This window comes from Nostoc sp. CALU 1950, assembly GCF_051172895.1.
In the GTDB taxonomy this organism is placed as follows: domain Bacteria; phylum Cyanobacteriota; class Cyanobacteriia; order Cyanobacteriales; family Nostocaceae; genus Nostoc; species Nostoc edaphicum_A.
On the sequence record NZ_JBDNJQ010000053.1, the window covers coordinates 23,260 to 46,709 of the forward strand.

Annotated in this window: 17 protein-coding genes; 12 read left to right on the top strand and 5 right to left on the bottom strand. The window is 41.9% G+C overall.

Annotated elements, in window-relative coordinates:
- Nucleotides 1-310: 310 nt before the first annotated feature.
- Nucleotides 311-1,639 (top strand): ATP-binding protein, encoded by a 1,329-nt coding sequence (locus tag ABF638_RS16185; protein ID WP_435023817.1) that lies wholly within the window; start codon nucleotides 311-313, stop codon nucleotides 1,637-1,639.
- Complete coding sequence (locus tag ABF638_RS16190) at nucleotides 1,636-3,096, top strand: tetratricopeptide repeat protein (RefSeq protein WP_435023819.1); 1,461 nt, start codon at nucleotides 1,636-1,638, stop codon at nucleotides 3,094-3,096. Before ABF638_RS16185 ends, ABF638_RS16190 begins: the two co-directional genes overlap by 4 nt.
- A 12-nt stretch (nucleotides 3,097-3,108) precedes the next feature.
- Here ABF638_RS16190 and ABF638_RS16195 read toward each other — a convergent pair whose 3' ends face one another.
- Nucleotides 3,109-3,243: a hypothetical protein gene (locus ABF638_RS16195; RefSeq protein WP_435023820.1), complete on the bottom strand. Its 135-nt coding sequence runs from the start codon at nucleotides 3,241-3,243 to the stop codon at nucleotides 3,109-3,111.
- A gap of 89 nt (nucleotides 3,244-3,332) precedes the next feature.
- On the opposite strand from ABF638_RS16195, the gene hflX reads away from it, so the two are divergent.
- From hflX to gshB, 4 genes are all read left to right on the top strand, one after another.
- Entirely contained in the window at nucleotides 3,333-5,102 is a 1,770-nt protein-coding gene (gene hflX / locus ABF638_RS16200) for a GTPase HflX (protein WP_435023842.1), read from the top strand.
- 246 nt (nucleotides 5,103-5,348) lie between these two features.
- Nucleotides 5,349-6,074: a PEP-CTERM sorting domain-containing protein gene (locus tag ABF638_RS16205; RefSeq protein WP_435023822.1), complete on the top strand. Its 726-nt coding sequence runs from the start codon at nucleotides 5,349-5,351 to the stop codon at nucleotides 6,072-6,074.
- Nucleotides 6,075-6,369: 295 nt separating this feature from the next.
- Nucleotides 6,370-6,642, top strand: a complete 273-nt coding sequence (grxC, locus tag ABF638_RS16210) for a glutaredoxin 3 (RefSeq protein WP_181932365.1) — start codon at nucleotides 6,370-6,372, stop codon at nucleotides 6,640-6,642.
- Nucleotides 6,643-6,862: 220 nt separating this feature from the next.
- Nucleotides 6,863-7,843, top strand: coding sequence for a glutathione synthase (gshB, locus tag ABF638_RS16215; protein WP_435023824.1), 981 nt, complete (start codon nucleotides 6,863-6,865; stop codon nucleotides 7,841-7,843).
- 363 nt (nucleotides 7,844-8,206) lie between these two features.
- On the opposite strand, the gene ftsZ is transcribed toward gshB, so the two are convergent.
- From ftsZ to ABF638_RS16230, 3 genes are all read right to left on the bottom strand, one after another.
- On the bottom strand, nucleotides 8,207-9,523 hold the full coding sequence (gene ftsZ / locus ABF638_RS16220; protein ID WP_435023826.1) for a cell division protein FtsZ: 1,317 nt from the start codon (nucleotides 9,521-9,523) through the stop codon (nucleotides 8,207-8,209).
- A gap of 60 nt (nucleotides 9,524-9,583) precedes the next feature.
- Nucleotides 9,584-9,871: a hypothetical protein gene (locus ABF638_RS16225; RefSeq protein ID WP_435023828.1), complete on the bottom strand. Its 288-nt coding sequence runs from the start codon at nucleotides 9,869-9,871 to the stop codon at nucleotides 9,584-9,586.
- Between the two features lie 432 nt (nucleotides 9,872-10,303).
- The gene (locus ABF638_RS16230; RefSeq protein ID WP_435023831.1) at nucleotides 10,304-11,137 is read right to left on the bottom strand and encodes a cell division protein FtsQ/DivIB; all 834 of its coding nucleotides are present in this window, start codon (nucleotides 11,135-11,137) and stop codon (nucleotides 10,304-10,306) included.
- 699 nt (nucleotides 11,138-11,836) lie between these two features.
- Here ABF638_RS16230 and ABF638_RS16235 point away from each other — a divergent pair.
- Together ABF638_RS16235 and ABF638_RS16240 are read left to right on the top strand one after the other, a co-directional pair.
- Nucleotides 11,837-13,168 carry a P-loop NTPase fold protein gene (locus tag ABF638_RS16235; RefSeq protein WP_435023832.1) on the top strand — a complete coding sequence of 444 codons (1,332 nt, stop codon included), beginning with the start codon at nucleotides 11,837-11,839 and terminating at the stop codon, nucleotides 13,166-13,168.
- A 123-nt stretch (nucleotides 13,169-13,291) separates the two neighbouring features.
- Nucleotides 13,292-18,340 carry an nSTAND1 domain-containing NTPase gene (locus tag ABF638_RS16240; protein ID WP_435023834.1) on the top strand — a complete coding sequence of 1,683 codons (5,049 nt, stop codon included), beginning with the start codon at nucleotides 13,292-13,294 and terminating at the stop codon, nucleotides 18,338-18,340.
- A 117-nt stretch (nucleotides 18,341-18,457) separates the two neighbouring features.
- Here the strand turns inward: ABF638_RS16240 and ABF638_RS16245 are convergent, their stop codons facing one another.
- Nucleotides 18,458-18,805, bottom strand: a complete 348-nt coding sequence (locus ABF638_RS16245) for a hypothetical protein (protein WP_420761604.1) — start codon at nucleotides 18,803-18,805, stop codon at nucleotides 18,458-18,460.
- A gap of 775 nt (nucleotides 18,806-19,580) precedes the next feature.
- Here ABF638_RS16245 and ABF638_RS16250 point away from each other — a divergent pair.
- The 4 genes from ABF638_RS16250 to ABF638_RS16265 all read left to right on the top strand — a co-directional run bounded on the left by ABF638_RS16250 (nucleotide 19,581) and on the right by ABF638_RS16265 (nucleotide 23,243).
- A complete protein-coding gene (locus tag ABF638_RS16250) occupies nucleotides 19,581-20,417 on the top strand; it encodes a photosystem II manganese-stabilizing polypeptide (protein WP_435023836.1) in 837 nt (278 codons plus the stop codon).
- 762 nt (nucleotides 20,418-21,179) lie between these two features.
- Entirely contained in the window at nucleotides 21,180-21,956 is a 777-nt protein-coding gene (locus tag ABF638_RS16255) for an RNA polymerase sigma factor SigF (RefSeq protein WP_181932357.1), read from the top strand.
- Nucleotides 21,957-22,122: 166 nt separating this feature from the next.
- On the top strand, nucleotides 22,123-22,989 hold the full coding sequence (locus tag ABF638_RS16260; protein WP_435023838.1) for a hypothetical protein: 867 nt from the start codon (nucleotides 22,123-22,125) through the stop codon (nucleotides 22,987-22,989).
- 2 nt (nucleotides 22,990-22,991) lie between these two features.
- Complete coding sequence (locus ABF638_RS16265) at nucleotides 22,992-23,243, top strand: hypothetical protein (protein WP_435023840.1); 252 nt, start codon at nucleotides 22,992-22,994, stop codon at nucleotides 23,241-23,243.
- Nucleotides 23,244-23,450: the final 207 nt, after the last annotated feature.

The following is a 23,450-nucleotide window of genomic DNA, read 5'->3' on the forward strand; positions in this document are numbered from 1 at the left end:
CGTAGTAGTTTTATTGCTGACGAGTATTTGAGGTGCGTTCATCCACCTTTGAACTCCGTTAACGAGTCTTTGAACTGGATTAATCCACCTTTGAACTCCGTTAACAAGTCTTTGAACTGGATTAATCCACCTTTGAACTCCGTTAACGAGTCTTGGAACTGGATGAATCCACCTCTGAACTCCGTTAACGAGTCTTGGAACTGGATGAATCCACCTCTGAACTCCGTTGACGAGTATTTGAACTGGATGAATCCACCTCAACTCTGTATAATCTCGATTATTATGAGCATCATTGCTATATTTTTTACCTATGGTTAATAGTACTGACTTACTCGCAAACCTCTACAACGCCTTTAACCCCTTTGAACCCTTACCCGCAGGTGATCCAAAATATGTAGATTGTCAGGATGTGCGGGGAGATGCCGATATTTTGCAAGAGTTGGGAAATCGGATGCAACTGGCAAATACAAATACTTGCCAATTGTATTCTGGTCATCGGGGTGCGGGGAAGTCTACAGAATTACTTAGGTTAAAGAAGTATTTAGAAAATCGGAAATTTTATGTAGTCTATTTTGCGGCTGATGAAGAGGATATCGATTCTGAAGATGCCCAATATACAGATATTCTCCTCGCCTGTACCCGCCGTTTGCTCAAAGATTTAAAAGAAATTGCTAGTCCTCGTCCCATACTTGACTGGTTGAAAGATCGTTGGGTAGATTTAAAAGATTTGGCGCTGACTCCCCTAGAGTTTGAGAGTCTGGAAGTAGAAGCCCAAGTTGCTCAATTCGCCAAGTTAACCGCAAATTTAAGAGCTGTTCCTGAATTACGCCAGAAGATTCGCCAAAAAATTGATCCTTACACAGTTCCTTTAATTGAGGTGTTAAATGAGTTTCTAACGGATGCAAAAAAGAACTTACCTACGGGTAAAACTCAACTGGCGGTAATTGTCGATAATTTAGACCGGATGGTGTTAGTCAAAGATGGCGACGGACGCACCAACTATGAGGAAGTCTTTTTAGACCGCAGCGAACAACTCCAAGCTTTAGATTGCCATTTGATTTACACTGTCCCCATTTCAATGGCCTATTCTACAAGGGCAACAGACCTCAGAGATATCTACGGCGACCCCCAAATTTTGCCGATGATTATGGTAAACACTCTCAAGGGGGAAGTTTACCAGCCAGGACTCAAGAAAGTTAAGGAAGTAATTAACAAGCGAGTCCGGCAAATTGCACCCGAACTATCACTAGAAACAGAAATTTTCGACAGTCCCCAAACCTTAGATAGACTTTGTTTAATGAGTGGAGGTCATGTGAGGAATTTGCTATTGTTAACTCAAGATGCCATTGGACGCACTGAAGAATTACCTGTTTCAGAAAAGGCGGTGCGACGAGCAATTACTCAAGCCAGGGATACTTATCGCCGCACTGTGGAAAATCATCAATGGTATCTGTTAGCGGAAGTGTCTTGTTCTAAACGCATTATTAATGATGACTTGTATCGGAATTTAATGTATAACCGTTGTCTTTTAGAATACCGCTATTTGGATGATGAGGGAGAAATGCAGCGTTGGTATGATATTCATCCATTGATTCAAGGAATTCCAGAATTTAAAGAAGCCGTAGCGAAACTTTCATGAACCCAAATTTAAGCGATTGGGATGATGATTTACCCCCAGAATCAGAAGAAGTTTATCAAGACTTGCTTCGCGCACTGAAGCGTAAATCAGGATTTGGTTTGTTTTTCGTGCAATGTACACCTGGGGAAGCAGACAAGTTCATTGTCAAACTTCCCCAGGAGATTCCGCAGAAGAAGATTGCAGTTTTGCGGTTAGTTGAGGCGATTGATAATTTATATCAGCCCGTAGCAGAGTTTATTAAAGACAAGCAAGTTGATATTTTATTAATTAAGGGTCTGGAATATTCTTTATACAAGTATGAAAAAAGAAGTTTTGGGGAAATTACAGAAGGGCAATTTAGCAATTTAACTAGTGTTCCGCATATTTTAAATCACTTAAACCAACAGCGAGAACGCTTTAGAGATGATTTTCCTATTAGCTTTGTTTTTCTTTTGCGTTCATTTTCGATAAACTATTTTATTCATCGCGCTCCAGATTTTTTTGATTGGCGTTCTGGGGTATTTGAATTACCGACAACGCCAGAATTGGTAGAACAAGAATCAAATCGTCTGTTATTGGAAGGAGACTATGAAGAATATCTGAAACTTAGTGCAGAACAAAAAATTGAGAAAGTCCTGGAAATTAAGGACTTGCTAGCGGAAAGACATCAGACAGAAAATTGTAAGGTTAGTTTACTACTTGAACTGGGAAGCTTGCTCATCACTGTGAAAGAATATGAAGCAGCTATCGTATCCTACAACCAAGCTCTAAAAGTTCAGCCAGCTAAAGACGAAACTTGGTACAATCGGGGCAATGCTCTAAAAAATTTAGGACGCTATCAAGAAGCTATTGCATCCTACGACCAAGCGATAAAAATTCAACCAAATAACTATCAAGCTTGGAACAAGCGGGGCATAGCACTAGGCAATTTAGGACGCTATGAAGAAGCGATTACTTCCTATGATCAAGCACTGAAATTACAACAAAATTACGATTGGGCTTGGTACAATCGGGGGATTGCTCTACGGAATTTGGGATTCAATAAAGAAGCGATTGCATCCTATGATCAAGCTCTAAAAATTCAACCAGATAAACACGAAGCTTGGTACAACCGGGGGATTGCTTTATACAATTTAGGATGCAACGAAGAAGCAATCATATCTTACGATCAAGTAGTGAAAATAAACCCAAATAAACATGAAGCTTGGAACAATCGGGGGATTGTGCTAGATGATTTAGGATGCTATGAAGAGGCGATCGCATCCTATGACCAAGTACTGAAAATTAAACCAGATTATCACCAAGCTTGGTACAACAAAGCTTGCAGTTATGCCCTTAAAGGTAATATTGAGCAGGCACTAGAAAAACTGCAAAAAGCAATTAATTTGAATCCTGATCAATGTAGTAAATGGGCAAAGACTGATTCAGATTTTGATGGCATTCGTAAAGATGAACGGTTTCAAGCTTTAATTCAATAACCGCTATAAAGACTAAATTAATGTAGCGATCGCCTTCACACTTCTACTGAAAATATTCACTGAAATTAATAGCGATCGCTCAGGTGCAGACAAGCACCACCAAAATAACCTCAAATCAATACCACCGTGAACTAATTCACAATGCATCCCTCAAAGGAGAGAGATAGGAGCCTAAACCCTGTTGTAAAATAGACATATAAGGATTCGGGGGGCCATTTAACTGGTCATAAACGCCTATAGAGACTATTTTTGGAAATCTCCAAGGTTTGAAGTCCAGCCAGCTGAAGCAACTACAGCGGCTGTATCACCAGCGTATACCGGGCGATCGCATCACCACGTCCGAGTTTTCCCAGCGTCTGGCAGCAATTAGCACAGAAGTCAATCAGCCTGTGTGCGCCTACATCAACCGTCGCGGACAAGTGATTCGCGTCGGGGTAGGCACACCGCGTCAAACACAAATACCACCGATGGAATTGCCCCGTTATGGTGCAGAACGACTCAGTGGTATTCGTTGTATCGCCACCCATCTCAAGCCAGAACCGCCGAATGAAGCGGCACTCACAGCTATGGCACTGCAACGCTTAGATGCCCTAGTTGTCCTAAATATTACCGGAACCGGATTCACACGGCGGGGAGGCGGTGCGACTGGGTATGTCAAAGAAGCTTATCTAGCTCATCTGACACCCCAAGACTCTCGCACCCTCATTCCTAGTCCTGCTGCTGTCAAAGTAGAGGAAAGCCAATTCGGCTTCGCTCACTCTAAACAAATCCAAACCCCAAGTTGGAATATATCGCCACCTCTGAGCTTGGATGATCTGGCAGACCAGGATTTAGTAGACTTGGTAGAAAATCTGGAAGCGGAATTCCAGCGCGAATTTATCGCCCAGGAAGTAGATTCTGACCACGATCGCGTGCTAATTGTGGGGCTGATGACCAGTGAGATGACTCCCCTACAATTCCAAGATACCCTAGTGGAATTGGCACGGTTAGTTGATACTGCTGGGGGAGATGTATTACAAACAATACAACAAAAGCGATCGCGCGTTCATCCCCAAACCGTAGTTGGCGAAGGTAAGGTGCAAGAAATTGCCCTAACTGCCCAAACACTAGGGGTTAATCTCGTCGTCTTTGACCGCGACCTCTCACCCTCCCAAGTCCGCAACTTAGAAATGCAGATTGGTATCCGGGTAGTTGACCGCACCGAAGTAATTTTGGATATCTTTGCCCAACGCGCTCAGTCCCGTGCCGGTAAGTTGCAAGTAGAACTAGCACAGCTAGAATACATGCAGCCGCGACTAGCTGGTAGAGGTCGTACCATGTCCCGATTGGGTGGTGGTATTGGGACTCGTGGCCCTGGTGAAACAAAATTAGAAACTGAACGCCGTGCCATTGGGCAGCGTATATCTAGACTGCAAAAAGAAGTGAACCAGTTGCAGGCCCATCGTTCGCGGTTACGGCAGCGACGGCAGCATCGGGAAGTTCCTTCAGTGGCTTTGGTTGGATATACCAACGCTGGTAAGTCCACTTTGCTGAATGCTCTCACGAATGCAGAAGTTTATACAGCCGACCAGTTATTTGCCACTCTCGATCCTACCACCCGCCGCCTGGTGATTCCTTATGGCGAAACAAATGAACATCAGGAAATTCTGATTACAGATACAGTAGGGTTTATACACGAACTGCCTGCATCGTTAATGGATGCCTTCCGCGCCACCTTGGAGGAAGTCACAGAAGCCGATGCCCTACTACATTTGGTCGATTTGTCTCACCCAGCTTGGTTGCGTCATATTCGCTCAGTCAGAGAAATACTGGCACAAATGCCAATAACACCTGGCCCTGCGCTGGTTGTTTTTAACAAGATTGATCAGGCTAATAGTGAGACACTGGCTCTAGCTAGGGAAGAATTCCCTCTAGCAGTGTTTATTTCTGCGAGTCAGCGCTTGGGATTAGAAACCCTACGTCACCGCCTTGCCCAGCTGATCCAATATGCCGTTGACTGTGGGTAAATACTAGAATTGCATCAATATTTAATGTTAATAAAACTCAGTAGCAATACTGGGTTTTTTCTTGTATGAAGCTAAAAATGAAGTCTTTTTGAACTAAGGCTGGTATCATAGACAACTTCTAATTGAATATCTAGAGTAGTAAAAGACTTTTCACTGGGTGCATCTGATTTTACATGGATAGAAAGCAGCAAATTCCCATCATTAGCAACTGAGTCTTACCATTTTCTTTTCCAAACATTGATTAACATGAAACATCTATTTTCCACCACAACAATACCTGCGTTTTTGGCTGCTACTGCCGTTGTGATATCGTCTTCTGCTTTTGCCCCTGCTAATGCCGCTTCGATGAATTTCACTATCAACGACTTCACAGGTTCGGATACTCAGGTGAAGTTTACCTTAGATGACTCAATAGCGGGGTCTGGCAAAGTTCAGTTTAAAGTAGATTATTTATCCACTGGCAGCAACACAATTGCTGATATACGCGGTATTTTCTTCAACATTTTAGATAACTCACTCCTTAGTGGTCTTCAAGTAGTAGGTACAAATGTAACAAACAAACAATTTGGCCCTGCTGGAACAGTTAACTCTGTTGGTAGTGGTAGTAACAATCTGAACGGTGGTGGCGTCTCCTTTGATGCTGGTGTAGAAATTGGTCAAGAAGGTATAGGTCAAGGAAAAGGCGATATTCAATCTACCATCTTTACCCTATCCCATACTTCAAAAGCTTTAACGTTGGCTCAGTTTTCTCAGGAAAACTTTGGAGTGCGCCTAATGAGTGTCGGTTCTGGAAACAATCGTAACGGAAGCAGTAAACTCAAAGGACAAGCCCCTTACTACACACCCCCACCACCACCACCTAAAAAGGTGCCTGAGCCTACTACAGTAGTTGCCCTTGGTCTATTTGCTGTGGGTGCGCTGAGAATAGCGAAGAAAAAGCCTTTAGTATCAGCTTCAATGACAGTCGCCTAGAAGCTTTACTAGGAGACACTAGATGCATCCCTTGTCGGATTCAGGTGTGTCTCCTAGGCTTATAAAATTTAATTATTAAATAGATACTAAAACATCATAATTACTAATTTTTTAATCCTCCCACCCGTTATAGCTGTGGGATTTTTGAATGATAGGGGTTCTAGTGAACTCACCTTCATCAAGCATCGTAAACCCAGTTAGCAACTTTTAAAGATCAGGTCAAAACGGGATAAAGCAGCTACAGTCAGTGGCAAAGTTCTAAAATTAAGAAGCATGAAATCAATTTGAGGACTTTATGGCTGCAAAAGTAGAAATTTACACTTGGAGAACTTGCCCGTTTTGTATCCGTGCCAAAAGTTTGCTGAAAAACAAGGGTGTTGAATTTATCGAATACAGCATTGATGGAGATGAAGCAGCCAGAAGTAAAATGGCTCAAAGGGCAAATGGACGCCGCTCTTTACCGCAAATTTTCATTAATGATGATCATGTTGGTGGTTGTGATGATATCCATGCTTTAGATAGTCAAGGCAAGCTGGATGAGCTACTAACTTCTAGCAATAGCGTTTAGATTCATAAGTGCGCTAGCGACAGGCCGCTGCAAATTACACGGCAGTCGCTACAACTCTAAAACAAACAAAGCGCTATCTCTTGTCTAAGAGCTTTTCCCCACAAAAGCGAATATGTCTACAAGATTTTACTGAGCAGTACAGATATACATCAATTGGTGAGAGCATCAAGAGATAATAGTTGAATAACCATTTAATTTCTTGGTGATTGAGGTATAAAGGGTGAAACTGGCTTTTATCATTGATCCTATCCATCTGCTTGACCCGTGTCATGATACCAGTGTTGCCTTAATTGAAGCAGCGCAAATCCTGGGACACGAAGTCTGGGTGACTCAAGCAAATTTGCTGAGTGTGGTGGAGGGCAAAGCTTGGGCTTTTCTACAGCGAGTTGAAGTTGTACCAGTGCAGTTGGTGGAGAGACGCTGGGTAGCGGTGAATCCTTGGTATAAGTTGAGTGATTCTTCCTTAACTTCTTTAGAAACAATGGACGCCGTATTTATGCGGACAGATCCACCGGTCAATGATTCCTACCTCTATGCCACCTATATTCTCGATTACATTGACCAAAATAAAACCCTGGTAATTAACAGTCCGAGCGGCATCCGAGGAGCAAATGAAAAAATGTATGCCCTCCAGTTTACCAAGGCGATTCCAGAAACCATTGTCAGTGCTGATAAGGAGTTTATCCGGCAATTTGTTGAAGCAAAGGGGGCTGCGGTTCTCAAACCACTAGGTAACAAAGCTGGGGAAGGAATTTTATTTTTGCAATCAGGCGATCGCAATTTTAACTCCATTGTCGAACTCAGTACCCTCCAAGGCCGAGTGCCAGTAATGGTACAAACCTATTTACCAGAGGCAAAAGAGGGAGATAAGCGAATTATCCTGCTCAATGGCGAACCGATTGGTGCGCTCAATCGCCTCTCTAGTGGAACTGATTTTCGTAATAATATGGCAACTGGTGGCACAGTTGCTCAAACTGAAATTACCCCAAGAGAGTATGAAATCTGTACCCAATTAGCCGAACGCTTACGCCAAGACGGCTTAATCTTTGTGGGTATTGACATTATCGGTGGCTACCTGACTGAAGTTAACGTCACCAGTCCCACCGGAATTCGTGAGATTGACCGACTAGATGGCACTCTCCTTGGTCATCAGGTAATTCAATGGATTGAACAGACTTCCTTTGGACACTTGCGTGAGTAAGTTCTCTAAGCAACTTGCCTTGAGTAAGTATATTACTTATACCGGATATTAAGTTTAATGGAACGCGATGGGTAGATGTATCAATGTCTACGACTGGCTACGCCTACGCATTCCTATTTGGGCAGGTCTTCCTGGTTTTTTGTTCCAGAAGCATAGCTGATTATGTGAGTCAGCAGACTCCTGCCCAAGTTCATTCTATAAAGTAGCGTTGACAAGTTTTTTACCAATTGGCAAAATTGGGGATGGCAAAAGATTGCTTACCCCTGCCCTTGGTAAAACCCTGGTGGAAGTAGCAGATTTTATACAGCGTTCAGCCTGACCTGAGACTGCTCAGTTAATCTAAAATCTCAAATCAAAAATCTTTTAATTCCTTGGTGTACGTCGGTTTCTCAGAAAATCAGGTATATCCAATCCAGGTTTTTCTTTTGGTTCTGGAATTGGAGTTGGAGTTGGAGTTGAGGTTGGAGTTGAGGTTGGGGGATTAACTGCGGGTTGCTGGGTTGTTGTTCGCTTCGAGGCATTCGGTGCTACTCGAACGTTAGCCACACTTTGTTGTACCGCAGCTTGCACTTCACCTGTAAACCCAGTGGCAATTACAGTAATTCTCACCTCACCTTGAAGTCTGTCATCAATTACGGCCCCAAAAATAATATTAGCGTTGGGATCAACTACTTCATAGATTGCTTCTGCGGCAGCATTCACTTCATGCAAGGTGAGGTCAGTACCACCAGTAATATTAAATACAACCCCTCTTGCGCCTTCAATAGAACATTCTAGTAACGGTGAAGAAATAGCTGCGATCGCAGCTTCTCTAGCCCTAGATTTTCCAGAGCTAACGCCAATTCCCATCAATGCCGATCCCGCATCTGCCATCACAGCCCGAACATCAGCAAAGTCAACATTTACCAAACCGGGGATCGTGATGATATCAGAAATACCTTGCACCCCTTGACGCAGCACATCATCTGCATAGCGAAAAGCTTCTTGTACAGGTGTTTGTTCAGGGATCACTTCCAGCAGTTTGTTGTTGGGGATAATGATCAGTGTATCTACTCTACTTTTTAGTCCTTCAATACCTTGTTCCGCTTGGCTGGTGCGGCGGCGTCCCTCAAAGACAAATGGACGTGTGACAACACCAACAGTAAGAGCGCCCATTTCTTTAGCTACTTCTGCCACGATTGGGGCTGCACCCGTCCCAGTACCACCACCCATACCAGCAGTAATAAATACTAAGTCTGCACCCTCCAAAGCTGTAGCAATTTCGTCCCGTGATTCCTCCGCTGCCTTTTGACCGATTGCAGGATTACCGCCTGCTCCTAAACCCCGTGTTAGCTTCTGTCCAATTTGCAATCGACTTGGAGCGCCTGCCAGAGTTAAAGCTTGGGCATCAGTGTTAATTGACCAAAACTCTACCCCAGAAACATCAGACTCGATCATGCGGTTAACAGCATTGCCACCACCACCACCGACACCAATCACTTTGATGTTGGCCACCCGACCAGGAACAATCTCGCCTATTCGGCTATTTTCCGCAGAAATCTTCTTATTATCGTGATTTTGTCCGAAGTTCAGCCCAGAGTTATTAAAGGGATTGGTCGAGTTAACTGCCAGAGAGAACCCCGGCTGTCCCGTAGATTGGGAATTTTTATAGTTAAGTCCTTGGTTATTATCAAGTGTCATTGGATTTGTGAAAGGGTAGATAAACGACTTTTTCAGGTGTTATTCACCTAAGAGTCAACTTTAGTTTGACACTGCCACAATACTATGGCACTGTTCTTTATTATTTTCACTACTGCCAAGCCTAACAGAATTGGTAGTGCGAAAATTTGCTATGGGATAAGCTTTTAGGGCAGCCGATCGCACAGCCAATTCTAGAGAAGTATACCTATATTTATCTAAAAGTGACCTGTATAACTTCAACCAGACATTAATCTCTTCATTATTCTCAGGGGAGGGCATAACTTGTAAAGACACACTACAGCGTATCTTCTCTGCCTCAATAATAATATTGTTAATAGGTTTCTCCATTGGGGATAATTGCAACTTTAGACACAAAATTTACCTTTTACTTACTTATCCTGAAGTTAAACTAAGCAAGAATTTACTTGTCAGACTATACCTGATTAATTTGTTGCCTGGGGGGTCTTAATGGACACTTTGTTGGAGCAATAGTCTATCCTACGAGAACCCTCACTAGTACAGTCAATAAATCAAGATTTCCTAAGAGGTTTCGTCACCTAATAAAAATTACGGTACAGAATAGTCTAAATTTATTGCCCAGAAGCAATGCTTACGCAATTTCGGGTGGCATTTTCTGTTACAGTTTGCAACCTCGGTAAACTGTCTTTTTAGAAGTTAATGCTGATTTTCGTCAGGGTTGTGGGAAAACTGAAAATAATAAATATATTTATCAGCATAAAGCTTCTTAATTTACTAAGAGCTATCAATACATTAAACACCCTAAATATTCTTAGGGATTTTAGGAGTTGATTTTTGATCTTTTTGGTTCATTTGTACTAAGGGAAATTCGGGATTTTTCAGATCAATATACTCTATTTGACCAGAATTGAATTTTGCTGTTAAATGCCGCATTTGGGCGAGTAGCTTGATTTGTTCAGATAACTGAGGGCCTGGAACGCCGAGATGCACATTTCCTAATTCTGTTTTCAAAATTAAATTCGTTGGATTTTGGCAATCAACTTCCATCACTTTCACAGGACTTTGGCTGACAGCTTCATGGAGTTGAGTCCAGTAGAGGTAGTATTGTTTTGGTGAACCAATTACTCTGAGATTTGGTAATTTCCTAGTGGGATTCAGTGATGTGTATTTTTCTAAGGGTATCCAGGCCCCACTTGCATCTAGTAAGCCAATAGTTACTTTTTTGTTGTCACGTGTTTGAGTTACTGCTACAGGTACTCGTTCTTGAATTTCGATGAATAATCCAGGAGGAAAGAGGCGGCGTCTCACGATAGCTTGGGCAATAGTTGGTTGTTTCTTCAGAGAGTTAGCGATCGCTGATGGTTCAATCCGCCACAAAGACTGGGGGTAAGATAACACCAACAGTGACTGAGTTGTTTCATCCGACAGTAATTTATTGCCTGATTTCATCACTATTTGCTTGGGAGCTTTTAGCATCCACACTGGTTGGACTGCCATCCACAGTAATCCACCCGCCAAACCAGTAATAGCAAAGGTTCGCCAAATAGCCTGAATAATTTTCATCTGCCGCTGCCGACGTAATTTTTTACGACGCTGGGCTATATCTGTGCGGGAAACTGATATTATGCCAGCCATTCAAACCCCTTTTTGATTGCAATCTAAATTCCTTGACGCACTTATATCATTATTAATTTCAGTAAACACTGTTGGCATCTGTTAGCCGCTCTCCTCAAGACTTTTTTTATTTTTAGTAACACTTTACAGTAACAACACAAAGATTATGGCGCTAGTCACCATTCCTATTAAAGTTTCCGGTGTCCATTTTTAACTGACTGTAGTCTTTTTGACAAGTTATTTTTGAATATTTTTCCCTAAAGATTACAAAATATTAATTTAGATGTTTAGGATTTTGTTTTCTTGACAAATAGAATGTGAAATGATAGCTAAGTATTCCTGAATCTCTGTATAGCTTGCTATAATTCATACCAGTCCTCCTCATAAGCTATACAAATTGAGAACCATGCAATCTAGTAACTTTTTTTACTGATTCACTCAGCCCTAACGGTTTGTGGCAGTTCAAACTAAAGCTAGAGATTGTCAAAACCTCAATAGCAGGTGTAAAAAGGACAGATATGCTTAAGGTTATTAGGGTCAATTAAATCTCTACCATACTACGACAGCTACTGACAGTAGTCCTGCATCAAGTGCTGTCCCTTGCAAGACACTACCAACTTGCAAGTTAATCGTATGTCTACATCCCGGATAGAGATTACTTGTATAAAAAATACGAATTAAACTGCATCTACACACACGTCTACATACACCTCTACATACATGAAAACGACATTAAATTTGTCACGTTTTTATAAAGCATGTAACCCAAGCTACACGCTAAATACAAGTAACGTGCTAGATCGTCAGTATTACATAGATTTTGCTGATGTCCGTGGTTGCAAGATTGTCGAAGAATTGCAACGGACTATCATTCGAATTTCTCCTGATGAGCCAACTTGTCAGTTATTTACGGGTCATATTGGCTGCGGTAAGTCAACGGAATTGCAGCGCCTCAAGTCAGAACTAGAAGTGGCGGGATTTCACGTGGTTTATTTTGAATCTAGTCAAGACTTAGACATGGCGGATATTGATGTTAGCGATATTCTGCTGAGTGTAGCCCGTCAAGTCAGTGCCAGTTTAGAAGGGATTAACATCAAACTCAAACCTGGTTACTTCACCAATTTGTTTAAAGAAGTAGGCGATTTTTTGCAAAGCCCCATAGAGCTTTCTGGACAAGCAGAGTTGTCCTTGGGTATTGCCAAAATTACTGCCAAAACCAAAGATAGCACCCAGATGCGGAATCAACTGAGGCAATATCTGGAACCACGTACCAATAGTATTTTGCAGGCGATTAACGAAGAAATTTTAGAAAAAGCTGTTGAACAGCTAAAGCTACGGGGTCAAAAAGGACTGGTAGTGATTGTAGATAATTTGGATCGAGTAGATATGCGTCCTTTAGCATCGGGGCGATCGCAACCAGAATATCTCTTCATTGACCGAGGCGAACAGTTACGCCGACTCAAATGCCACCTAGTTTACACAATTCCTCTAACATTAATTTTCTCCAATGAGTACGAGACACTAAAAAATCGCCTGGGGGGAGGGATTGCACCAAAAGTACTGCCAATGGTATTGGTGCGGCAAAGAGATGGCAGTGACTACGAACCAGGGATGTCACTAGTGCGCCAGTTAGTTCTAGCAAGAGCTTTTCCAGAAGTTCCTTTGAATAGCAGGCTTTCATTAATTACAGAATTATTCGATCACCCTCAAACCTTAGATCGTCTATGTCGCGTTAGCGGTGGTCACATTCGTAACTTATTGGGTTTACTTTATAGCTGCCTACAACGACAAGATCCGCCTTTTTCTAGGGACTGCTTAGAAGCCGTAATTAAGGACTACCGCGACGATCTGCTATTAGCTATTGATGAATCCCAGTGGGAATTATTGTTTGAAGTGGTGCAGCAGCAAAGAGTTAAAGGTGAGTCTGACTATCAAAGCTTACTAAGAAGCATGTATCTGTTTGAATATCGCGATCCTCTAGGACGCTGGTTTGGTATTAGTCCAGCCTTGGCAGAAACAGAAAAAGTTTTAGCTTGGCAACATAATAAGTAACACTGCTGGGTAAGTCATTTGTCATTAGTCATTTGTCCTTTGTCATTTGTCATTGGACTAATAACTAATGACCAATGCCCCATTCTCAATGCCCTATTACCAATGCCCAATGCCCAATAAGCAATGACTAATGATAAGCAGCTACACGTTTACACCAAAGACAATCAGCATACTTTGCAAAGACTGATTAGAGCGATCGCGCTTTCTGAAGGTCAATTTGCTCTGATTTTAGTTCGATGTAACTATGGGCGATTACGTGAGCAAATGTTAGAGAATATTCGCTCTATCACCAAAGACATCAATATCAGAGAAATCGTTCTCAATCCATCAACTACTTCTTTACACACCACAATAGTCTCAGAACTATCTTTAGATAATCCTGCCGTCCTGACAGACTCTTTGCCATCTGCTGTGATGGTTTTTGGTATTGAGTCAATTATCGACCTGGAAAACTTACTTACAGGCATCAACCAAGCACGAGATATCTATGCTGCAACTTTTCCATTTCCAGTAGTGTTGTGGCTACAAGATGAAGTGGCATCATTGCTTTCAAGATTAGCGCCTGATTTCAAAAGCTGGGCTGCAACCACGATTAAATTTGAAATGGCCAAAGCAGATTTAATTGCTTTGATCCACCAAGAGGCAGAATCTTTATTTGCCAAAGTTTTAGAAGCAGGTGCCGAAACATTTTTATCTAATGCCTTCCTAGATTTAGATCCTAAGTCTCAACACCGCCATGAAATAGAATCAGCCCGTAATGATTTGCTGCGCCTGTATGGCGTTCAATTAACACCAGGATTAGAAGCTAGTTTAGAGTTTGTCTTGGGGCGAGATAAATACGCCAACGATCAAATTAATGGTGCTTTAGCCAATTATCAAAGAAGTTTAGCATTATGGCAGCAAGAAACAAAGAGAGTAGCGGAGTGGGAGAGTCATTGTTCTTTCTCCCTCTCATGTCCTCACCCTACTCCTACCTCGTCTTTACTCAAGCAAGCAATAGTACTATTTCATCTGGGGCTTTGCTATCACCGAATGGCAGACTTATACCAGAATACTAACAGCTATTGCGAACATGCTCTCTTGTGGTTTAAACAATGCTTGGAGCTATTGAATGAGGTACAAAGAGAAGACTTAGTTGCTAAATTCATTTTGCCTGCTTGTGAAATGCTGCAACGTTTACAAGCCTGGGATGATTTAAAAGAATTAGCTCAAAAGTCATTACATCTACATAAAACTTATGGAACTCCTGCACAAATTGCTCAAAATTATGGCTTTTTGGCAAATGTAGCGGCTTCTGAGTCTAATTGGGTATTAGCTCATGAATTAGCAAATACAGCACTTTCTATCGCCGAAGAAGCAACAGAAGTTTATCTGCGAGATGCTTTGCGAACACGCCGACAAGAAAGTTGGTATCTTCTCTTGCTAGCACGTACACAACGGCATCTGGGTGAGTGGGAGGAGGCTATCAATAACCTGGAATGGGCGAGGGTAGTTTGTGAGCTACAACATCAGCCATCACTTTACCTAGAGATTTTAGAGGAACTGCGATCGCTTTATTTTTTTGAGCGCCATGACTATACAGAAGCCTTTAAGCTGAAGCAAGAAAAAATTCAAATAGAACACCAGTATGGCTTTCGTGCCTTCATCGGCGCAAGTCAGTTGCAGCCGCAACGCCCTAGAATTAACCCAGTACTGGAACCTCATAAAATTCCGTTTATTCCTGAAGAAATTGCTCAAGAAATATCTGCTTCTGGACGCCAACAAGATGTCAATCGCTTAATTGAAAGAATTACTCGCGCTGACTACAAACTTACAGTAATTTATGGGCCATCAGGTGTAGGTAAAAGTTCGATTCTCAAAGCTGGTTTAGTCCCAGCACTTAAGGGAAAAGTTATCGGTGAACGAATTCCTATACCTATTGTTTTGTCTGTTTATACTGATTGGATGACAATCTTGATCAGCAGTATTAATCAAGCACTGGCATATACAGGAATATCGCTTAATCTTGACTCTACACCAACTATACTGCTAGAAAAAATCCGGTTAGCATCTGAACGCAATTATACAATAATACTCATACTAGACCAATTTGAAGAATTTTTCTTTGTTAGTAATCCTCCCACACAAAGAATAGAATTTTATAAATTTTTTAGTGAATGTTTAAATATTTCTTATGTAAAAATTATTCTTTCTTTGCGAGAAGATTATTTACATCATTTGTTAGAATTTGAACGTTTGAGCCAAAACAATAGCACTGGATTATATGATTTAGGCGTAATTAATAAAAATATTCTCGATAAAGATATTCGCTACTATTTAGGAAAATTCTCTAGCCAAGATGCAAAAGCTATCATTCATAGTCTTACTCAACGTTCACATTATGAACTGAGTAATGAATTAATTAACCGATTAGTGCAGGATTTAACAGGGGAAATAGATGAAGTAAATCCAATTGAATTACAAATAGTTGGCGCTCAACTACAAATAGAAAACATTACCACACTTCCAGAATATAAACTTTGCGGTGGCTCGGCAAAATTGGTAGAACGCTGGCTTGGGGAAGTTATCAAAGACTGTGGTCAAGAAAATGAAGAGTTAAGTTGGAAATTATTATTTGAGTTAACTGATGAAAAGGGAACACGACCTTTAAAAGGTAAAGCTGATTTAGCGGCGGCATTAGTTAATAATCATGATATCGATACGATATTAAATTTTGACAAAATTGGGGAATTGATTTTAGAAATATTGGTAGGTTCAGGGTTGGTATTGCGAGTCAGAGAAGAGTTAGGCGATCGCTACCAGTTGGTTCATGATTATTTAGTTGAACCAATTCGCCAAAAGAACAACTATGGTATGCTCGCCGAATTAGAAAAAATCAAACTTGAAAAAACTAGAGCTGAAGTAGCTCAAAAACTTAGTCAAAAGCAACTTAATTTGGTATTGCAACGGCGACTGCGGGAGGCACGGATAGCAGGTGCAATCCTGGCAATTATGGGGGGAACAATAGCAGCATTATGGTGGCAAGCCGACTTACAGAAAAGAGCAGCAGTCCGCCAAACTCTACGAGCTGAACGCAGTGAAACCAACTTGCAAATTAGTGCGATCACTGCTGCTAGTGAAGCTCTGTTTGCCTCTAATAAAGAATTTGATGCCCTATTAGAAAGTTTGCGGGCTTGGAGAGCACTTAAACAGGCTGATGGAGTGCAACCAGATACCCGAATGCGGGTGGTAACAGCCCTGCAACAGGCAGTTTATGGAGTAACGGAGGTTAACCGCCTGGAAGGGCACACTGATATTGTCTGGGGAGTAACTTTCAGCCCGAATGGTCAGTTGCTAGCATCAGGTAGCCGAGATCATACGGTGAAACTTTGGCGTCCTGACGGTACCTTACTTCAAACCCTCAAAGATCACACTGATGCTGTCACCTGTGTAAGTTTTAGCCCTAATGGTCAAACCCTAGCCTCCGCCAGCCTCGACAAAACAGTGCAAATCTGGCACAAAAACCCGGTTACAGGTGAATTTGACCCCAAACCATATAAAACTCTGAAAGGACATGGAGATTGGGTTTATAGCGTTAATTTCAGTCCTGATGGCGAATTGTTAGCTACTGGCAGTAAGGATAAAACTGTAAAACTCTGGCGTAAAGACGGTAGCTTAGTAAAAATACTGAGGGGACATCGAGGGTGGGTTAACTGGGTCAACTTCAGTCCCGATGGTCAATTTATCGCCTCGGCCAGCGACGACAAGACAGTTAAAATCTGGCGACGGGACGGTAGCCTCGTTAAAACTTTGCAGGGACACCAGCAGGGTGTGGTTGTAGCTGTTTTCAGCCCAGACGGTAAATTTTTGGCATCAACAGGTCGAGACAAAACAGTAAAACTTTGGCGGCGGGAAAGTAACAGCACTAAAAACGGTTTTGAATATCGTCCTTACAAAAATTTACGTCAGCATAGTAGTACAGTGTGGAGTTTGAGCTTTAGTTCCGATAGTAAAAAGTTAGCTTCCGTAGGTGAAGATAATACTATAAACCTCTGGAGTACCACTGGTATCTTACTCAAAACCTTTAAAGGACACAGCGATGCCGTTGTCAGCATCGCTTTCAGTCCAAATAAAAAATTGCTGGCTTCAGGAAGTTTTGACAAAAGCGTGAAACTATGGAGTTTAGATGCCCCAACACCGTCTATTCTTAAAGGACATCAGGATCGAGTTTTGAGTGTTACTTGGAGTCCCAACGGTCAGATGCTAGCTTCTGGTAGTAGCGATCGCACTGTCAAACTTTGGCAACGATACACCAGTCATGGCGAAATCAAAACCCGACTTTACAAAACTTTGGTGGGGCATACAAATAAAGTTCCTAGTGTCAGCTTTGATCCCAAAGGTAAAATGCTGGCTTCAGGAAGTTTTGACAAAAGCGTTAAACTTTGGCGGCTTGACGGTACTTTAATCATGACTCTTCACGGACATACTGATAGTGTGATGAGCGTAAATTTCAGCCCTGATGGTCAAACACTAGCATCAGCTAGCAAAGATAAAACTGTGAAACTTTGGAACCGTGAGGGGAAGTTGCTCAAAACCTTAGTAGGGCATCAGGGTTGGGTAAATAGCGTGAATTTCAGCCCTGATAGTCAGATTTTAGCCTCTGCCAGTGATGACCAAACTGTGAAACTTTGGCAGCAGGATGGTGCTTTGCTCAAAACTTTCTCGCCCCATGATAGTTGGGTATTGGGTATCAGCTTTAGTCCCACTGACGAGTTACTGGCTTCTGCTAGCTGGGATAACACCGTGAAACTATGGCGACGGGATGGGACGTTGTTAAAAACCTTATTAAAAGGGTATAGCGATAGCGTTAATGCCGTGACTTTCAGTCCCAATGGTGAATTGCTTGCAGCTGCCAGTTGGGATAGTACAGTGAAACTTTGGAGCCGTGATGGCAAATTAATTAAAAGTCTTAATGGGCATCGCGCTCCGGTGTTAAGCGTCAGTTTTAGTCCAGATGGTCAAACATTAGCATCAGCTAGTGATGACAACACGATAATTCTGTGGAATTTACACCTTGATGATCTGCTTGTTCGTAGTTGCAACTGGGTGGGTGATTACCTCAAGCACAACCGCAATCTTGAGGAGCGCGATCGCTTTCTTTGTGATGGCATAACCCTTACAAACCCTTTTTAATTACGAATTACGAATTACGAATTAGGTTGAAGCCTCAATGGGCAACCGCTCTTGGTTTAGCGGTTGATGAGGCGATCAGAGTTGTTAATTCAGAGTTAGAAATTTATTTCGAGATAATCAGCCAAAGGAGCGATCGCTCTCCAGAACTTCATGGTTATTTTCTTCGGGAGCCTCTTGTGGCAAATTCGCTAAAAATGCTTGTAGTCTCATGCGCTCAATGTAAGGCCAGCCTCCCTCAGACTCAATATCTTTTAGCAGCGAGTAGAGTTGGCGACGATTAACAGGCAAACTCTCTTGAAAAACCCCATCCCGGATCTCTCGGTGTAACTGTTCCAATTGGCGCAGCAAAGCTAAAAGAGCTACAGTATCGCCTTGACAACCCTGGACTGCATCATATACCACAGTTGCGATCGCTTGCACTTTACAGGACAACTCCCCTGATTCAATATTTTTGTTATCGTTCATGCCACCCTTTCCGTATAAATGAGGTCAACTCAAATTTACCGGAGATTTTTAATTTTCCCTAGTTTGTTCCCTGTCCCCTGTCCCCTCACTTGCCCTAGTCAGGGTTGAATATAACTAGATTTGTATCTTTATCAAAAGTAATTGCGATCGCTCCTAAAAGAACGTAATAACCTTTAGCATAGCCTCCACAGCAGCTAGATGCGATCGGTACGAGACTTTCTTGGATTTTGAGTACTTTGATTTTGAGTTAAAAAAAATCGTATGATCTGGCTGATTTACCCATCAAACAATGGGCTGTATGTAGTGGCGTCACATACATGATACAAAAAGACTTGGGCGACGCCGCTTTTGCCATAAGCAAAAGCAAAGTGCGAAACAGACACCCCTCTTCGCACTCTTCGAGGCAAGCATTTATGCTTCTCTGTGTGAGGCTTACTCATCCACCCGCCCAACTCTAACAAATGCCCCAACAGTAAAACTGCTGGTTTTTTGCTCCCCTAGTGACACACATCCAAAATGGATGCAGTGTGCTACTAAGTCTGGGGTTTACATCCCAAGCTCAAGAGAGCGACACGTTTAACTACGTTTAGCAGAGAAAAGTTTGAGCAGCGGCTGACAACCTAAACACCCGAACACTTGCTTAAAATCTGGAAATCAGAGCAAAGCCGTGTCCGATCAAAGGTAGCTTTTCGCAGAGTAGCGGCTTCTCATCAGAGATCAAAGCTTCGATGCAGTTTTACAACTTAGATATTAATTTTTGAGATTGAGGTTGACCATGAGGTATCGCGCTTTAATTGTTGCATTCTTGGCTTTGTGCCTGGGTCTAATAACTGCTTGTAGTGATGCACCTACTAGTAGTAGTGGTAGAGATGTACTTACTTACGATCAAATTCGCGGCACTGGCTTGGCTAATAAATGCCCCCAACTAGCAGAAACAAGCCGTGGTTCCATTCCCATTGATTCTAGCCAGTCTTATGCCATCAAAGAACTTTGCTTAGAGCCAACTAGCTTCTTCATCAAAGAAGAACCTGCTAATAAACGGCAAGAAGCAGAATTTGTTGCTGGCAAATTATTGACCAGATATACTTCCACCATTGACCAGGTGCAAGGTGATCTAAAAATCAACTCAGATAATAGCTTGACCTTTACGGAAACTGATGGTCTTGATTTCCAAGCCATCACTGTGCAGCTTCCTGGTGGTGAGCGAGTACCTTTTCTCTTCACCATCAAAGACTTGGTTGCTCAAAGCCAACCCAGTTTGACCAGTATTAACACCTCTACGGACTTTGAAGGCACCTTCAAAGTTCCTTCTTATCGTGGTGCTGCTTTCCTAGATCCTAAAGGTCGTGGTGTCGTTAGTGGCTACGATAATGCCGTAGCACTCCCCGCTCAAGCAGATGATGAAGAACTTACCCGCACTAACGTCAAGCGTGCTGAAAATCTCAACGGCAAGATTTCTCTGCAAATCGCTAAAATAGACAGTTCTAGCGGTGAAATTGCTGGTACTTTCGAGAGCGAACAGCCATCTGATACAGATTTAGGTGCTGGCGAACCTAAAGAAGTTAAGATTCGCGGTCTATTTTATGGACGGGTTGAACCTACTCGTGGCTAAATCTTTGGAAGTAAGGCAAATAACTGGCACTCAGAATGACAATTCTGTAAGTATCAGACTTGATCACAAAAGTTAACTTATCTACCCTCTTTTTTCAAGAGGGTAGATAGGTTTTTTACAAAGATTGGGAAAAGTTAAAGCCGAGCAAAATTGTGGGCGCAATAACTCTGGCAATTGGGAAAATTTTGATCTCTCAATTTTGTGAGTCACTTGATTCATCGCTTTAACCTTTTCCCTTTCATTAAAAGACTATAGACTTAAGTACAAAAAAGGGCGAGATGCCCTTTTTTTATTGGCTTGCGTAAATATACATACCATTATTTTAAATTATTTAGTAATTTTTAATTATTGGATAAATCCCTGTTGAATAGACACGTAATTTTACTGTAAATATAACTTTTTATATTCCAACAAAAACCTGGCTACTGTTGTTTTATTTCTATAAATTAACTTCATCATTAATTAATTGAAGTTAAGTACAATCTCGGTTTGATATTTAGTGATTAATTTTATATTTTATTCCTATGTAGTTCTAAAAAAACCTACAGATCATACAAAGATAAATAACCAACTAAATACCGATTTCGCCCATTTAATTTTTGCTCTATTGTCAAGCAACCTATGGAATTTGGATATAGAATTTGTTATCTGCCATAGTATTTGCTCGGAAATATAGCGCGATATTATCTTTGATATCGTGCGATCGCAGCTTAATTTAAAAGCGAATAATTAATTCTTTATTTGCTCAATAAAACCGGTGCTATGCCTACCACAGTCACCACTGAACTAAAACACGAAATTTGGCAGTTGTTGCGAGAATATCAGCAATCTCCGTCAGAAAATATCCGCAATCAACTGGTAAAACTCAATTTTGGACTTGTGAGAAAAGAAGCTCACTACTGGACAAATCAATGTCATGAAACCTACGATGATTTGCTCCAGGTTGGATGTTTGGGTTTAATCAGAGCTATTGAAAGATTTGAACTTTCCAAGGGACATGCCTTCAGTTCCTATGCTCTTCCTTATATTCGGGGTGAAATTCAACACTATCTCCGAGATAAAGGCGTCACCGTGCGAATTCCTCGGAGATGGTTAGCACTCCAACAGCAAGCAATAGGAATATCACGTTCTTGGCGTGAAAAACATAATCGCCAACCAACCGACTCGGAATTAGCAGCAGCACTAGAAATTTCTCCAAACGAATGGCAAGAAATTAAACTAGCATGGGTCAATCGCGCTCCCTTGAGTCTCGATGTGCCAATCCAAGATGGAGAAGAAGGTTCTACCTGCTTAGGAGAATTGGTTCCAGATCCTCACTATCGTAGCTTTCAACTGGCACAAGAAGACCAACTTCGCTTACAACAAGCGTTAGTTCAGCTAGAAAAACGTACCCGCGATGTGTTGGAATGTGTGTTTTTGCAAGATTTAACCCAAAAACAAGTTGCAGAACATCTGGGTATCAGTGTAGTTACAGTTTCCCGTAGAGTCAAGAAGGGCCTGGATTTGATGAAAGAGCTTATGGGTGTGGCAGAGGACTAACTGCAAACAAATACCAACCCGCAGTTATGCTGGGTAGGCAGTGCTAAAAATAACCCTTGAAATGTAAAAAATTAGGTTATAAAGGGAACATACTTTGCCTTTAATACACATTTCAGGCATTTTGATTTCCATTTTTCAATTTTCCAATGGCTTTTGAGAACAGCTCATGGGCAGAACTTCAAAAATTACAATTGCAGCTATTTTAACTTTGGCGATCGCTGGATGTGCTTCTGAAGATACACAACAAGCAATCAATCCTGTGCCAATTCCCAAAATAGCCACAAAGTCGCCACCAGCGGCTCAATCCTTTAAGAATCCAGTGATACCTGCCAAACAGGTTTCACAAGTTAATCCTGCGTCTGCTAACTTGATTCAATCCACTAATGCTACACAACGGGCACGAGAACTTGTGGTATCAAAAGATCGAAGTGACCCCTTTACACAACTTTTCGGGCAGATGGTTCCCGGAATACCTCAAACGTCTAGAAGACCTCTTCCCGTGTTGCCTAAGTTACCTACTGCATCACTAGCAGTACGAAAACTTCCAACACGAAAACTTCCAACACGTACCATAGCTTTAAATCCAAAGAAAAATAACGTTTCTTCTGTAGCAAGAAAAGTCAATCCTACCTTGACTTCAGTCTTACCCAAGGTTTTGCCTCAAGTTGTCCCCAACCCTACTTTAGCCTCTGTATTGCCACCACCAGTACAACCTGAATTAGCAAGGGCAGTGGTTGTGACTGGTGTAGTTCTAATTAGTAAGGAACCACAGGCAATTATCAAAGTACCCGATGAGCCGACAAGTCGCTACGTACAAGCGGGACAGCGATTGGCAAATGGCGTACTGATTAAACGTATTGAAATGAATCAGGGCTACAACCCTATCGTGATTTTGGAACAATTTGGTATTGAAGTTGCCAAAATGGTAGGGGAAGGGGCTGTCACCTCAACGCCGTCAGCGGCATCTGCTACCGGCAATCCTATTTCAGTGACAACGCCTCCCCAAAATTCTTTTAATGTGGGAGCTTCATAAAGATGGAGAGTAAGGAAAAAATTGAATTCGCTAGTTTGCCTTTAGCTGTTTATAGAGAAATAGCAGCGCATTTACATCAAGTCGAAGGGGTGGAAGTGGATTTAATTTCCCAGTCATCCCAGCAGTTTGATTACAATCAAAGTCAAATTGCTGGTTTGAGCCTCTCGTGGACAGCAAACTCTGGTTCAGAAAGTCGGCAACGAGTTAACCAGATTTTGGCTTACTATCAAAATCGCTATATGAACCCTACTTGATTTTTTGATTTGTGAGAATTGCAACCCGCAGAACCCCGACTTCTTTAAGAAGTCGGGGTTCTTGTTGTTCACGAATGATTAAGTAGGGCAATATTGTCTGAAGTTCGTTTTCATCCCCGAAAGGCAACTAAACGCCTTTCTCTCTTTCTCATAACTGGAGTTTAGACTAAAAGCGATATGAGAGAACGCAAACCAAATGGAATTAGA